The sequence below is a fragment of the Kribbella voronezhensis genome (assembly GCF_004365175.1).
GTDB classification, from domain to species: Bacteria; Actinomycetota; Actinomycetes; order Propionibacteriales; family Kribbellaceae; genus Kribbella; species Kribbella voronezhensis.
The window spans coordinates 573,886-586,783 of sequence record NZ_SOCE01000002.1; the positions used below are offsets into that span (position 1 = coordinate 573,886).

General features: G+C 68.4%; 14 protein-coding genes. 8 read left to right on the forward strand and 6 right to left on the reverse strand.

Annotation, left to right across the window (positions count from 1 at the left end; translation table 11 throughout):
- Window positions 1-89: 89 nt before the first annotated feature.
- The 3 genes from EV138_RS30005 to EV138_RS30015 are packed head-to-tail and all read right to left on the reverse strand — an operon-like array spanning window position 90 to window position 2,259.
- On the reverse strand, window positions 90-980 hold the full coding sequence (locus tag EV138_RS30005) for an alpha/beta fold hydrolase (RefSeq protein WP_133982992.1): 891 nt from the start codon (window positions 978-980) through the stop codon (window positions 90-92).
- Window positions 981-998: 18 nt separating this feature from the next.
- Complete coding sequence (locus tag EV138_RS30010) at window positions 999-1,628, reverse strand: malonic semialdehyde reductase (protein WP_133982994.1); 630 nt, start codon at window positions 1,626-1,628, stop codon at window positions 999-1,001.
- A gap of 19 nt (window positions 1,629-1,647) precedes the next feature.
- On the reverse strand, window positions 1,648-2,259 hold the full coding sequence (locus EV138_RS30015; RefSeq protein WP_133982996.1) for an NADPH-dependent F420 reductase: 612 nt from the start codon (window positions 2,257-2,259) through the stop codon (window positions 1,648-1,650).
- 80 nt (window positions 2,260-2,339) lie between these two features.
- Between EV138_RS30015 and EV138_RS30020 the strand changes: the two genes are divergently transcribed.
- On the forward strand, window positions 2,340-2,810 hold the full coding sequence (locus EV138_RS30020) for a MarR family winged helix-turn-helix transcriptional regulator (RefSeq protein ID WP_202867004.1): 471 nt from the start codon (window positions 2,340-2,342) through the stop codon (window positions 2,808-2,810).
- A gap of 372 nt (window positions 2,811-3,182) precedes the next feature.
- On the opposite strand, the gene EV138_RS30025 is transcribed toward EV138_RS30020, so the two are convergent.
- A complete protein-coding gene (locus EV138_RS30025) occupies window positions 3,183-3,776 on the reverse strand; it encodes an ArsR/SmtB family transcription factor (protein WP_133982998.1) in 594 nt (197 codons plus the stop codon).
- 12 nt (window positions 3,777-3,788) lie between these two features.
- The gene (locus EV138_RS30030; RefSeq protein ID WP_133983000.1) at window positions 3,789-5,009 is read right to left on the reverse strand and encodes a PucR family transcriptional regulator; all 1,221 of its coding nucleotides are present in this window, start codon (window positions 5,007-5,009) and stop codon (window positions 3,789-3,791) included.
- An 86-nt stretch (window positions 5,010-5,095) separates the two neighbouring features.
- Here EV138_RS30030 and EV138_RS30035 point away from each other — a divergent pair, with 86 nt between their 5' ends.
- Together EV138_RS30035 and EV138_RS30040 are read left to right on the forward strand one after the other, a co-directional pair.
- A complete protein-coding gene (locus tag EV138_RS30035) occupies window positions 5,096-6,184 on the forward strand; it encodes a ferredoxin reductase (protein WP_133983002.1) in 1,089 nt (362 codons plus the stop codon).
- 80 nt (window positions 6,185-6,264) lie between these two features.
- Entirely contained in the window at window positions 6,265-7,410 is a 1,146-nt protein-coding gene (locus EV138_RS30040) for a fatty acid desaturase family protein (protein WP_133983004.1), read from the forward strand.
- Between the two features lie 59 nt (window positions 7,411-7,469).
- On the opposite strand, the gene EV138_RS30045 is transcribed toward EV138_RS30040, so the two are convergent.
- Window positions 7,470-7,856, reverse strand: a complete 387-nt coding sequence (locus EV138_RS30045) for a DUF5997 family protein (RefSeq protein ID WP_133983006.1) — start codon at window positions 7,854-7,856, stop codon at window positions 7,470-7,472.
- Between the two features lie 58 nt (window positions 7,857-7,914).
- Between EV138_RS30045 and EV138_RS30050 the strand changes: the two genes are divergently transcribed.
- The 5 genes from EV138_RS30050 to EV138_RS30070 all read left to right on the forward strand — a co-directional run bounded on the left by EV138_RS30050 (window position 7,915) and on the right by EV138_RS30070 (window position 12,891).
- Window positions 7,915-8,673, forward strand: a complete 759-nt coding sequence (locus tag EV138_RS30050; protein WP_133983008.1) for a LysR family substrate-binding domain-containing protein — start codon at window positions 7,915-7,917, stop codon at window positions 8,671-8,673.
- Between the two features lie 88 nt (window positions 8,674-8,761).
- Complete coding sequence (locus EV138_RS37475; RefSeq protein WP_166678799.1) at window positions 8,762-9,865, forward strand: hypothetical protein; 1,104 nt, start codon at window positions 8,762-8,764, stop codon at window positions 9,863-9,865.
- A 203-nt stretch (window positions 9,866-10,068) separates the two neighbouring features.
- Window positions 10,069-10,680, forward strand: a complete 612-nt coding sequence (locus EV138_RS30060; RefSeq protein ID WP_202867006.1) for an AMIN-like domain-containing (lipo)protein — start codon at window positions 10,069-10,071, stop codon at window positions 10,678-10,680.
- Between the two features lie 179 nt (window positions 10,681-10,859).
- Window positions 10,860-11,855, forward strand: a complete 996-nt coding sequence (locus EV138_RS30065) for a Gfo/Idh/MocA family protein (protein WP_133983012.1) — start codon at window positions 10,860-10,862, stop codon at window positions 11,853-11,855.
- A 34-nt stretch (window positions 11,856-11,889) separates the two neighbouring features.
- Window positions 11,890-12,891: a Gfo/Idh/MocA family protein gene (locus EV138_RS30070; RefSeq protein WP_133983014.1), complete on the forward strand. Its 1,002-nt coding sequence runs from the start codon at window positions 11,890-11,892 to the stop codon at window positions 12,889-12,891.
- Window positions 12,892-12,898: the final 7 nt, after the last annotated feature.

Here is a 12,898-nt window from a genome sequence, read left to right on the forward strand (position 1 = left end):
GCTGGACGACTTGCGCGATTGCGGCGGCCACTTCGCGGCCACCGAGGAGCCCGACCTCCTCGCCACCGACAGTCGAGCCTTCGCCGCACTCACAGCAGACTGAGGACTGCGTCGGCGAAGTCGTCTGGGGCCTCCTGCGGGGCGTTGTGTCCTGCATTCTCGAGGACTCGGTGCTCGTAGGGGCCGGTGAAGTGCGGCCGGTCGCCTGCCGGGCTCGGTCCGAGTAGGCCGTCCGCACCGGACTCGAGCATCACCGTCGGCACTGCGATCGGCGGTTGCTGCGCCAGCAGTTCTTCGATCTGCTGGTAGCGAGGGTCGCCGGCAACCAGTCCGTACCGATGACGGTACGAGTGGATGACCACGTCGACGAAGTCGGGATTGTGCAGGCTCGGTGCACTGGCAGCGAAGGCCGCCCCGGCCTCCGCCCAGGTCGGGGACCACATGCGCCACAGCAGCGAGCAGAGCTCTTCGCGATGCTGAGTCAGCCCACGCCGTCCTCGCTCGGAGTGGAAGTAGAACTGGTACCACAGCGTGCTCTCCCACTCCGGCAAGGTGGGCTCGTTCGCGCCGGCGATGTTCTGGATGTTGTAGCCGTCGACGGTGACAAGCCCCCGGACTCGCTGGGGGAACAGGGCCGCGGTGATACAGGCAGCCCTGCCGCCCCAGTCGTAGCCCGCCAGGACGGCGGACTCGAGGCCGAGCGCGTCCATGAAGTCGACGAGATCCTGCCCGAGCGCGGCCTGCTGTCCCGAGCGCAACGTGTCCCGGTCGCGGAAGGTGGTCGGCCCGAAGCCGCGGAGGTACGGCGCAAGCACGCGGGCGTTCCGCGCGACCAGCGGCGCCACGACCGCGTCGTACGAACGGACGTCGTACGGGAAGCCGTGCAGCAGCACGACCGGTACGCCGTCAGGCGGCCCGGCCTCTTCGAAGGCGATGTCCAAAGTGGGCGTGTGGGCGACCGCCGTCGAGGTGAATCCCATCCGCCGATCCTCGCACTGTCACGCCCACTGGAGCACGTCGTCGTGTGACAGCCGTGGCAGGCGGGGGCGCCAGCTGGCCTCGCCCGGGTGCCCGATGTTGACGACCAGGATCGAGTGCAGCCGGCCGTCGGGGAAGAACTCGCTGTCCATCCCGGTCGCGTCGAACCCGCCCATCGGGCCGGCCGCCAGACCGTGCGCGCGGACCGACAGAATGAAGTAGCCGGCTTGCAGAATCGCGTTGAACCTCGCCGCTTCGGTCCGCAGCTCCGCGTTCGCCGCGAAGGTGTCCCTCAGCTCCGGCCGGAACGGGAGCAAGTACGGGATGTGCTCGTGGAACCGGGTGTCGGTCGCGAGCACGGCCACCGCCGGCGCGGACGCGGTCTTGGCCTGGTTGCCTTCGTTCATGTGCTTGACCAGCCGATCCCGCGCTTCACCGGGACGGACGTAGAGCACGCGCAGCGGCTGGGTGTTCGCCGATGTGGGACCCCACTTGGCGAGCTCCCAGATGTCGTGCAGCTCCGTGTCCGGCACCGGGGTGTCCGCGAAGGTGTTCGCGGTCCGGGCCTCGGTGAACAGGACGCGTTTGGCCTGCTCGTCCAGCCGGCCGAGCCCAAGCGAGTCCGGATCGGCGTACTCCTCGGGGTTCATCGTTGGGTGCCTTTCGACGTCAGGAGAGTGGGCGTTCGACCAGGTTTCGCAGCACGAGCGCGTTGGGGGCCTCTATCAGCCGGCCGCCTTCGTCCAGGCGTCCGACTTGAACCGGCGACAGGCCGAGCGAGTCGACGAGCTTCGCGATCCGTTCGCCGGCCTCCTGGTCGTCGGAGGCGACGAAGACGACGCGCCGCCCGACGGCGGGGTCGAGCGCTTCGGACAGCACCTTGGCGGGCAGCTGGTTGAACGCCTTGACGACTGTCGCGCCGGGCAGCTGTGCCGCGACGTACTGGGACGACGGCCGGCCGCCGAGGATCTCCTCGGCGTTGGATGCGTAGTGCGCGTTGGTCGCGTCGACCACGGTCTTGCCGGTCCAGTCCGGCAGCGACCGGCCGAACTCCGCGATCGCCGGGAAGGGGATCGCCATCAGGACGACGTCGCTCGCCAGCGCCTGCTCCAGCGGTACGGCGTGGACGCCGGCGCCGAGTTCGTCGGTGAGCTTGCGGAGCGTCTCCGGCCCGCGGGTGTTCGCGATGCTCACCTCGATGCCCGCGCGGGCGAAGAGCCGGGCCAGCGCCGAGCCGACGTTCCCGCTGCCGACGATCGAGTACTGCGGTACAGCCGTCATGATCTCCTCCAAATAGTTAACGTGTGAACCAACGTAGCACAGGTAGTTCACACATCAACCAAGTCGTGTAGGATCGTGGCGTGACGCAGACGCGGTGGCTGAACGACCGGGAGGACCGGGCCTGGCGGAGCCTGATGGCGATGCAGGACGCTCTGACCGAGTACCTCGACCGCCAACTGCGGACCAGGTCGGGCCTGTCGACGCCGGACTACCAGGTCCTGGCGCACCTGTCCGAGGCGGCCGACGGCCGGCTGCGTCCGTTCGAGCTGGGCCGATTGCTGCACTGGGAGAAGAGCCGGCTGTCGCAACACCTGAGCCGGATGGAGAAGCGCGGCCTCGTGGCGCGCGAGCGCTGTCTCACCGATCAGCGCGGCGCGATCATCGTGATCTCACCACAGGGCCGTGCACTGATCGAGGCGGCCGCTCCACTCCACGTCGCGGAGGTCCGCAACACGTTCATCGACCACCTCACGGCCGAGGAGCTGGAGACCCTCACCGCCATCGGAGACAAGATCCGGAAGCGACTCGGAGAACTCGACGCCGACGACTGAGGTCAGCGCAACCGGGGTTGGTTGGCGACCTGGTGCATCGGCGAGGTCGGTGCTGCCACGGGCTGTTGGCGACCTGGTGCACCAGCGAGGTCGGTGCTGCCACGGGCTGTTGGCGACCTGGTGCACCAGCGAGGTCGGTGCCAACACGGGTTTGTCGGCGACCTGGTGCATCAGCGAGGTCGGGGCGCAACGGGTTGGTTGGCGAGCTCGGGCACCAGCGGAGTCCGGCGGCACCACGGTCTATTGGGCGATGGGGCTTGCGGCGCGATCGCCTTTCGAGCGGGCGACGGAGGAGCCCGCGACGCCGGGTGGGTGGGAGGAGCGACCAGTGAGCGACGAAGGAGCGAGCGTGGGGGCGACGTGGGGGACTTCTCAGTCCTCGGTGACCGGAGGGAGCATCGGGTAGTCGATGATCGGGTAGAGGCCGACGGTGAAGCCGTACGTCGTGTCGCCCGAGCGCGGGAGTTGGTCGAACTCGTGGATCACCTGGTCGACCCGCTGCCAGAACTCGGCCGCGCGTTCCTCGGGGATGCGGGCGTGCCGGATGAACGAGCGCATCTGGCCGGCTTCGTACGCCGCGGCCGACTCCTTCATGGCGACCTCGAAGTCGTTGAAGTCGTGGGGGAGCGGTGAACCCTCCCCTTGCCGCCCGAGTCCGACGTAGAACATCCGCGCCGCTCGACCGTAGTACCGCTCGTCGATCGCGCGGACCCGCTTCGTCCGCACGACCCGCAGCAGGCCGGCTGTGGCCAGCACGTTGACGTGGTGCGCGACGGTGCTTTTCGGGCGTTTGACGGCGGCCGCCAGTTCGGTGACGGTCGCGGCGCGTTCGTGCAGCAGCCCGAGGATGGTGGTGCGGAGCGGGTCGCTGATCGCCCGCACCTGCTCGGCTGTGGTGAGCTCGATCGTCTCCTCGAGCTCGTAGTCCGGCACTCCGGTGGAACGAAGAGGGTTTTCAGTCGCCATGGTCGGATCAGCCTAACGAAGCGGTTCGGCGGCGAGCGCGATCGTGAGGTCGAGCACGGTCCGGGGGTCGTCGAGCAGATCACCGAACAGCTCCCGCACCTGGCCCATCCGGTACCGCACGGTCTGCGGATGGACATGTAACGCCGCCGCCACCTCGTCGCGCCGGCCCAGTTGCAGAAGCCATTCCCGCAAGGTCTCGATGAGCCGCTCGGCCGTCGCCGGACGCAGCTTCGCGAACGGCGCGAGGACGCGCGCGCGGAGATCTTCGAGCGCCGCCGGATCCGAGGTCACGACCAGACTCGCCAGGTGATGCTCGGTGTCGACCGGCGTGCTGGTTTCCACGACCAGCCCGAGATCGCGCGTTCGAAGGACTCTCTCGTACGACGTACGCACGGTGGTCCACGGTTTGTCGGGACCGACCCACGCCTGCCGTCCGCGCAGAGCCCGAAGGAGCGCGGGTCGCGCCGGCCCGTGCGCGTCGGGAACCAACAGCACTGCCACGTCCTCCTTCTCGAGTCCGGGGAGCTCGTCCTCGGTTCTCAGCGTGCGCGGATCCAAGGCGGCAAGGACCCCGCGGACGTGTGCATTCGGCAGGATCACCGCGGTCAAGGTCTTGGGCGGCTCCCAGTCGGCTCGCTCGGCCCGGTCGGCGAGCTGGTCCGCGGAGTCGCCCTGCAAGAGACTCCGCGCGAGAGCCTGCAGGTAGCGCTGACGCACCTGGCCACTCGTCGCGAGCTCGTCGGTGTGTCCGGCGACGCTTGCCGCGGACAGTTCGTCGATATAGGCGAAGACGAGTTCGGCGAACTTGGCCAGCGTTTCGGCGGACAGGCCGACCTCGACCGCAGTACCGGACAGCTCTCGCCACGAGACACGGGCTCCGACGCGATAGGCGGCGAGCAATGCGTCCATGCTGCGGCCGCTGCGCGCCTCACCGCGACCGAGGATGTACGCGCCTTCCAGGGCCGGCGTCAGCGGCGTACCGGGATCGCCGCTGCTGGCCAGGCGGAGGAATCCTCCGAGGGCGAGCTGGACGGCGCCCTCGATCTTGGCTCCCATCGGGCCGGCCAGCGCATTGGTGTAGCCGGGCACCTCGGCGATGATGGCGGTCACGGTGTTCTCCGCGATGTCGACCAGGCGGGACCGCAACAGGTCCATCGCCGCCTCGCCGAGCTCGAGGTCGGCGGCACCCCGAGCCGTGCGGCTGGCGTGACGGATGGGATCGGGATCGGCCATTCTTTGTTCGCTCCGTACAAGATCGGGAGACAGATTCACCGCCTACGGTCATGAAATTACACCCTCGGTCGAGGACATTGGAGTGTATGACGACTTTCGTGCCCGATCAGAGCCCGCGGGCGAGTTCGCGCCGACGGCTGCGCGAGCGGGTCTGGCAGCTCGCGGCCGCCGCGACGCACCCGCGCGATCCGGCCGATTACCTCGACATGTTCCGGCCGCTGCGATCCGGCGCCGACCTGCGGGCGCGCGTCGTCGAGGTCCGCCCGGAGACCGCGGACGCGGTGACCGTCGTACTACGGCCTGGCGGCGCCTGGCGCGGCCACCAGCCGGGTCAGTACGTCCGGATCGGCCTCGAGGTCGACGGCGTACGGCTCTGGCGCTCGTACTCCCTGACCTCCGCACCCGAGAACGGGCTCCTCACCATCACGGCGAAGGCGGTGCCCGACGGCGTCGTCAGCGCACACCTCGCGCAGGAGTTGCGTCCCGGCCAACTGGTCCATCTCGACCAGGCCGTCGGTGACTTCGTGCTCCCCGACCCGGCACCGAGCAAGGTTCTCTTCGTCACCGGTGGCAGCGGCATCACCCCGGTGATGGGCATGCTGCGCGCCGGGCTCGACCGGCTGACGGACGTCGTACTGGTCCACTCCGAGGCCTGTGCCGACGACGTGATCTTCGGCAGCGAGTTGCGCGGCTTCGCCGAGGACGGCCGGCTCCGCCTGGTCGAGCAGCACACCGATACGCATGGCCGCCTCGACGTCGCTGCCCTTGCGGAACTCGTACCTGATCTCGCTGAGCGGGAAACCTGGGCGTGTGGCCCGGCCGGCCTTCTCGACGCGCTCGAGGAGCAGTGGGCAGCGCCTGAGTTGCTGCACACCGAACGCTTCCGGACCGCCCTGGCCGAACCGGGTGACGGCGGGACCGTCCGCTTCACCGGAGCCGGCGTCACCCTCGAAGCCGACGGTGCCACCCCGATCCTCGAAGCCGGCGAGGAAGCCGGCGTCCTGATGCCGTCGGGTTGCCGGATGGGTATCTGTTTCTCGTGTGTGCTTCCACTGCGCGAAGGCTCGGTCCGCGACCTGCGCTCCGGCGAGGTCACCACGGCCGCGCCCGGCGACGGCGTCCTGATCCAGACCTGCATCTCGGCCGCGGCCGGCTCCTGCGACATCGACCTCTAGTCACCCGCCCCTCCGCCTTCCTTTCTTCCTTTCCCAAAGCCCCCGCCTTCCTTCCTTCCCTTCCTGAGAGAGATTTCCCTATGACAGTGCTGCAGAAGAAGGCTGACAACCCGATCGCCCACCTGAGCGCCGACGACATCGAGGAGATCGGTCGCCGGCTGGACGAGATCCGGGCCGAGGTGATCGAGGCCCGGGGCGCGTCCGACGCGGCGTACATCCGCAAGGTCATCAACGTGCAACGGAAGCTGGAGCTGTCCAGCCGGGCGGTGCTGTTGCTGTCCCTGTTCCCGCCGGCCTGGCTGATCGGCACCGCCGGTCTGTCGGTGGCCAAGATCCTGGAGAACATGGAGATCGGCCACAACGTCATGCACGGCCAGTGGGACTGGATGCGGGACCAGAAGATCCACTCCACCACCTGGGAGTGGGACCACGCCTCGCCGTCGGACCAGTGGAAGCACTCGCACAACGAGTTGCACCACACCTACACGAACGTGGTCGGCAAGGACAACGACCTCGGCTACGGCATCATGCGCGTCGACGAGGACCAGCGCTGGTACCCGCTCTACCTGGCCCAGCCGCTCTGGAACTTCATCAACGCGATGTTCTTCGAGTACGGCATCGCGGCGTACGACCTGGAACTCGGGAAGAACCTGGCGAGCAAGGAGCGCCGCCGCGACCCCGAGTTCAAGGCGCGGGCGAAGCAGGTCTTCAAGAAGATCCGCGGCCAGATGACGAAGGACTACGTCGTCCACCCGCTGTTGTCGGGTCCGTCGGCGCTGCACACGCTGGCGGCCAACTTCACAGCCAACATCGTGCGCAACGTGTGGGCGCACTCGGTCATCATGTGCGGTCACTTTCCCGAGGGCGTCGAGACCTTCGAGCGGAAGTCGATCGACGGCGAGACGCGCGGCGAGTGGTACCTGCGGCAGATGCTCGGCTCGGCGAACATCTCCGGCGGTCGCGCGATGCACATCATGACCGGCAACCTGTCGTACCAGATCGAGCACCACCTGTTCCCGGACCTGCCGAGCAACCGGTACCAGGAGATCGCGCCGAAGGTGCGGGCGATCTTCGACGAGTACGGCCTGAAGTACACCACAGGCCCGCTCCCGAAGCAGGTCGCGTCCGCTTGGTCGAAGGTCGTCCGGCTGTCCCTTCCGAACGACTTCACCAAGAAGCTCACGTCCCGCCTGGGCGTCCGCCGCCTGGCCCTCTCGGCCGGCTGACCAGCCGGGCGCAACCCGGCGCGGTCACCGACCGGTCCGTGCCGACGAAGCTGCAGTCGTCAGCTTCGGCGGCGGGATTCGGCTGCGGCCTTGATGCGCTCGGCTTCCTTCTGTACTTCGGCCTGGGTCTCGCGCTCGCGCTGCAGCCACTCCGGGTTCTCTTCCCGCAGTGCCTCGATCTGCTCGGTGGTCAGTGCGTCGGTGACGCCGCCGCGGGCGAGGCCGGAGATCGAGACGCCGAGCCGGGCCGCGACGACCGGGCGCGGGTGCGGTCCGGTACGGCGGAGTTCGCGCAGCCACTCCGGCGGGTCGGCCTGCAGGGAGTTGAGCTCGTCGCGCGAAACGACACCCTCCTGGAACTCCGCGGGGGTGGCTTCGAGGTACACGCCCAGCTTCTTCGCCGCGGTCGCGGGCTTCATCGTCTGGGTCGTCTTCTGCGGGCTCATGAGGTCAAGGGTAACGAGCGCACGCCCCTGCTCCGACCACGCCCGATAGCCTGAGCCGGTGACAGCTCCCGACGGACCGGCATCCTTCAGGCTCGCGTACGTCCCCGGGGTGACGCCCACCAAGTGGGTGCGGGTCTGGAACGAGCGGCTGCCCAGGGTGGCGCTCACCCTGATCGGCGTGACCGCCGCCGAAGCGGCCGACGTCGTACGGGCCGGTACGGCGGACGCCGGGCTGGTCCGGCTGCCGATCGACCGGACCGGGCTGAGCGCGATACCTCTCTATACGGAGACGACGGTGGTCGTCGTACCGAAGGATCACCTGGTGACCGCGGCCGACGAGGTGACCGTGGCGGACCTCGCCGACGAGTTCGTCCTGCATCCGCTCGACGACACCCTCGGCTGGGACGAACTGCCGGGCGAACCGGCGTTCGAGCGGCCGGCGACAACCGCCGCCGCGATCGAACTGGTGGCGGCAGGCGCCGGCGTGCTCGTCGTACCGCAGTCGCTGGCGCGGTTGCATCATCGCAAGGACCTGACCTATCGGCCGGTCTCGGACGCGCCCGAGTCGCAGGTCGCGCTGACCTGGCCGGAGGCGGAAACCACCGGGCTGATGGAACAGTTCATCGGCATCGTTCGCGGGCGCAGCGTCAACAGCACGCGAGGGGCGACGGCGTCGGCACCGAAGTCGGACCCCAAGAAAAAGGCCGCCTCGGCGAAGAACCAGCCCGCCAAGAGCCAGGCTGCCAAGAATCAAGCTGCCAAGAAGCAGGCCGCCAAGCGGCAGCCTGCGCGGCGCGGCAAGCCGCGTGGTCGCTGAGCTGAGAAGCCGCCACCGCTCCTGACTCGTTCCTGTCCGTCGCCGGCCCTATGCTGCCGGTGTCGGGCGCAATCGGCGAGGGGGAGCTGTGTTCGGATCGCAGGCACTGGAGACCGCCATCGGGCTGGCGCTGATGTTCTTCGTCATCGCGACCGCCTCGTCGGCGGTGGTCGAGTTCGTCTCCCGGCTGTTCGGGAAACGCTCGGCCGACCTGGAGAAGACCGTCAAGCACATGCTGGCCGGCCAGGACGTGGACGACACCGACGTCGCGAAAGCCTGGACGATGTTCGCCGGTACGTCGGTGTACGCGGCGGCGCGGGAGGGTGCGGGCAAGGCCCTGCTGACCCAGAAGCGCCGCCCGAGTTACCTGTCGGCGAAGGCGTTCGCCGATGCCACCCTGGAGATGATTGTCGAAGGCAACCGTCTGGTGGCGATGGACCAACTGCCGGCCAATCTGCGGAAACGGCTGGATCCGCTGGTGCGGCAGACGCGAGGCGAGTTGGTGGAGATCAGGGCCGGACTGGAGTCGTGGTTCGACGAGACGATGAGCCGGGCCGAGGGTGCCTACAAGAAGTGGGTGACCTTGCTGCTGTTCATCGTCGGGCTGGTGTTCGCGGTGGCGGGCAACGCGGCGACGACGACTGTCGCGGACGACTTGTGGCACAACTCCGTAGTACGGCAGTCGGTGGTTGATGCCGCCGGTCAGGTGGCGGCGAACGGTCAGGCGGCCGATGAGCTCGACTCCATCGCCAAGGCCACGTCGGCCATGCAGCAGTTCAGTCTGCCGGTCGGCTGGGACTCGCAGAGCCGGGCCGAGTGGCGGTCCGACAGTGCCTGGACCTGGCACCGTACGGCGACTGTCGCCGGATGGTTGCTGACTGCCCTCCTGGTCATGCTCGGTGGACCGTTCTGGTTCGACCTGTTGTCGAAGTTCGTCTCCCTGCGTTCCAGCGGGACGAAGCCGGTGCCGGCCGTGGACGACCACTCCTCGGCGTCCGTCAAACAACGCGCGATCAGAGAACTCAGTACGACGGGCCTGGTCGGGCTCCCCGCCGTCGACGTTCCCCAGTTCCTCGCGGCCGCTCTAGGAGTCGAACCGCCGACCGATCCGCCACCCACCGATTCGCCGCCCACCGATTCGCCGCCGGCCGAAGCGGCGGCGGCCGCCGAGGGGGCGGTCGCCCAGCCGTAGGTCGCCCAGCCGTAGGGCGCCCAGCCGTAGGTCGCCCAGCCGTAGGGCGCCCAGCCGTAGGTCGGTCGCCGAGCCGTAGGTCAGTCGCTTGGATCGGATCGATCGCAATCCGTGGTCCGGCGGGCACCTGAAATCACCGCCGCATTATGTCAACTTCGGGCCGCTTGAGCGCATCTACCAAGTGTCTCTAAGGGGGGACAATCATGAAGTCGATCCACCTCATCCACCGACCGAACCACCGACCGAACCACAGACCGATCCGCCGACCTCTCCGAGCCGCCCTCGCCGTCCTGGCCGTCGCGGCCGTCCCGGCAGCCGCGGTCGCTGTGCCGGCCGTCGCCGACGCGACCACCACCACGTGCCCCACCGGTTGGGGTTCATTGCCTGAGGCAAGTACCTATCGCGGCCTCGGTCAGCTGACGAACGTCCGAACCGGCCGGCACGACTGCTTCGACCGGATCGTGTTCGACGTCCGCGGCAAGCCGTCGTGGTTCCGCGTGCATTACGTGCCGAATGTCTACACCAGCGGGCAAGGGGCGCTCGTGCCGCTGCGTGGCGGCGCCAAGCTGGAGATCATCCTGTCGGTGCCCACCTACGACGACGCCGGCCACAGCACCTACAACCCGGCGAACATCGACGAACTGACCAACGTCAGCGGCTTCCGGACCTTCCGGCAGGTCGCCTACGCGGGCAGCTTCGAAGGTGAGACCGCGATCGGCCTCGGCGTCCGCGCCCGCCTCCCGTTCCGGGTGTTCACTCTCACCGGCACGAACAACACCAGCCGCATCGTCGTGGACGTCGCCCACACCTGGTAGTTCCCGTCCCCGGTCGGCACCTCCGGCAATCGGAGGCGCCGACCGGCAGGCCGGCCTACCTGTCGGCCTGTCGGTCTGGCTGCCGAAAGATAACTACAGGCAGTTGCGGCTCGCGGTGAACTGTCGCCCGGCGGTCATCCGGTGTTGGATGGACGGGTCGACTATGTCAGGAGGAACTTGTGTCGCAACCGCTCAAGCTCGCGGTCCTGGGGTTCTGGCACGTTCACGCGAAGGACTACGCCCAACAGACCGAGCAGCATCCCGGCACGGAACTGGTCGCCGTGTGGGACGACGACCGCGCACTCGGCCAGGCCGGCGCGGATCAGTTCGGCGTACCGTACACCGATGATCTCGACGCGCTGCTGAGTCGCGAGGACCTCGACGGCGTCATCATCACGACGGCGACCAACGTGCACCGCGACCTGATGGTCAAGGCGGCGAACGCGGGCAAGCACATCTTCACCGAGAAGCTGCTCGCGCCGACCGTCGCCGAGGCGGAGGAGATCATCGCCGCCGCCGACGCCAACAACGTCAAGCTCGTGGTCTCGCTGCCCAGGCTCGCCCACGGTTACACCAAGGCGATCCAGGAGGTGCTCGACAGCGGCGAGCTCGGACAGCTCACGTACGGCCGCGTCCGGCTCTCCCACGATGGAGCCATCGCCAAGGACGGCGGATCCGACGGCTGGTTGCCCCGGCGCTTCTTCGACTCCGAGGCTGCCATCGGTGGCGCGCTGACCGACCTCGGCTGTCACCCCGTCTACCTGCTCCAGCTCTTCCTCGGTGCCGACGCTGAAACCGTCAGCGCGACGTACCGGTCGGTGGCCGGCCGCGACCTGGAGGACAACGCGGTGGTGACGGTCGGGTACGCCGACCAGAAGATCGGCGTGATCGAGGCCGGATTCGCCAGCCCGAACCCGTTCACGATCGAGCTCTTCGGCACCGCCGGCAGCCTGACCTACACAGACGAAGGCAACGTACTGCGGGTCGCAGGCAAGGAACTTCCCGTGCCCGACCACAGCCAGGATCCCTTCGGCCAATGGGTCGGCCACATCACCGACGGCACCCGGGCCGACGACAACCTCGCCCGTGCCGTGGAACTGACCCGGATGGTCGTCGCCGCCAACGAGGCCGCCGCCACCGGCCGGACCGTCCCGTACGCCGGCCGCCAGGCCTGACCGTTCTCCCCACTCCACCTTCGAGGAGACCTCCATGCCACAAATCAAAGTCGGCCTGATCGGGGCCGGCGGAATCGCGTCCGCGCACATCAAGGGATACCGCGAGCACGCGGACAAGATCGGCGTCACCGCGGTGGCCGACGCGGTCCAGGAAACGGCCGTTGCCCGCGGCGCCGAGCTGGGCGCCACGCCGTACACGGACTATCGCCAGATGCTCGAGACCGAGGACCTCGACGCGGTCGACATCTGCCTGCCACATCACCTGCACCAGGACGCCATCGTCGCCGCCGCCGAGGCGGGCAAGCACATCCTGTGCGAGAAGCCGCTCTGCCTCACCGCGGAAGAAGCCGCGGCCGTCCGTACGGCGGTCAGCGCGAACGGCGTGACGTTGATGTGCGCGCACAACCAGCTCTTCATGCCCGCCGTGGCCAAGGCCAAGGAACTGCTCGACGCCGGAACCCTGGGCACCGTCTACGAGGTGCGGACCACCGACAGCTTCTACAACGACTTCGACCCCGCGAACATGGGCTGGCGCGCCAGCACCAAGACGAGCGGTGGTGGCGAGCTGATCGATACCGGGTACCACCCGACGTACCTGATGCTGCACCTGGCCGGCGGCTCTCCGGTCGAGGCGACCGCGATGCTGTCCACCCATCGGCTGAAGTTCATGGAGGGCGAGGACTCCGCGCAGGTACTGATCAGGTTCGACAACGGCGTCGTCGGTCAACTGGTGACCAGTTGGGCTTATCAGCCGGCCGCCAGCACCGAGCGCTTCTCCGTCGTCGGTGAACTCGGTGCTCTGCACAGCGACGGCAGTTCCGTCACCACTCGGCTCCGCTCCGGTGAGACCACGACCATCGAGCTGGAACCGGTCGACACCTTCGTCGCCGAGATCGGCCACTTCGCCGACTCGCTGCTCGGCAAGACGCGCCCGCTGCACACCGAGGAGGAAGGCATCGCCGTTCTGGGCATCCTGCTCGCCGCCTACGAAGGGGCTCGCACCAAGACCATCGCGCCCGTGCTCCGAGTCGGTTGAACGAACG

Coding starts and splice junctions, on each gene's coding strand:
- EV138_RS30025 (WP_133982998.1), bottom strand. CDS start 3,776: ATGGCGACTGAAAACCCTCTTCGTTCCACCGGAGTGCCGGACTACGAG.
- EV138_RS30060 (WP_202867006.1), top strand. CDS start 10,069: ATGAAGTCGATCCACCTCATCCACCGACCGAACCACCGACCGAACCAC.
- EV138_RS30005 (WP_133982992.1), bottom strand. CDS start 980: ATGGGATTCACCTCGACGGCGGTCGCCCACACGCCCACTTTGGACATC.
- EV138_RS30070 (WP_133983014.1), top strand. CDS start 11,890: ATGCCACAAATCAAAGTCGGCCTGATCGGGGCCGGCGGAATCGCGTCC.
- EV138_RS30045 (WP_133983006.1), bottom strand. CDS start 7,856: ATGAGCCCGCAGAAGACGACCCAGACGATGAAGCCCGCGACCGCGGCG.
- EV138_RS30010 (WP_133982994.1), bottom strand. CDS start 1,628: ATGAACCCCGAGGAGTACGCCGATCCGGACTCGCTTGGGCTCGGCCGG.
- EV138_RS30015 (WP_133982996.1), bottom strand. CDS start 2,259: ATGACGGCTGTACCGCAGTACTCGATCGTCGGCAGCGGGAACGTCGGC.
- EV138_RS30040 (WP_133983004.1), top strand. CDS start 6,265: ATGACAGTGCTGCAGAAGAAGGCTGACAACCCGATCGCCCACCTGAGC.
- EV138_RS30030 (WP_133983000.1), bottom strand. CDS start 5,009: ATGGCCGATCCCGATCCCATCCGTCACGCCAGCCGCACGGCTCGGGGT.
- EV138_RS30035 (WP_133983002.1), top strand. CDS start 5,096: ATGACGACTTTCGTGCCCGATCAGAGCCCGCGGGCGAGTTCGCGCCGA.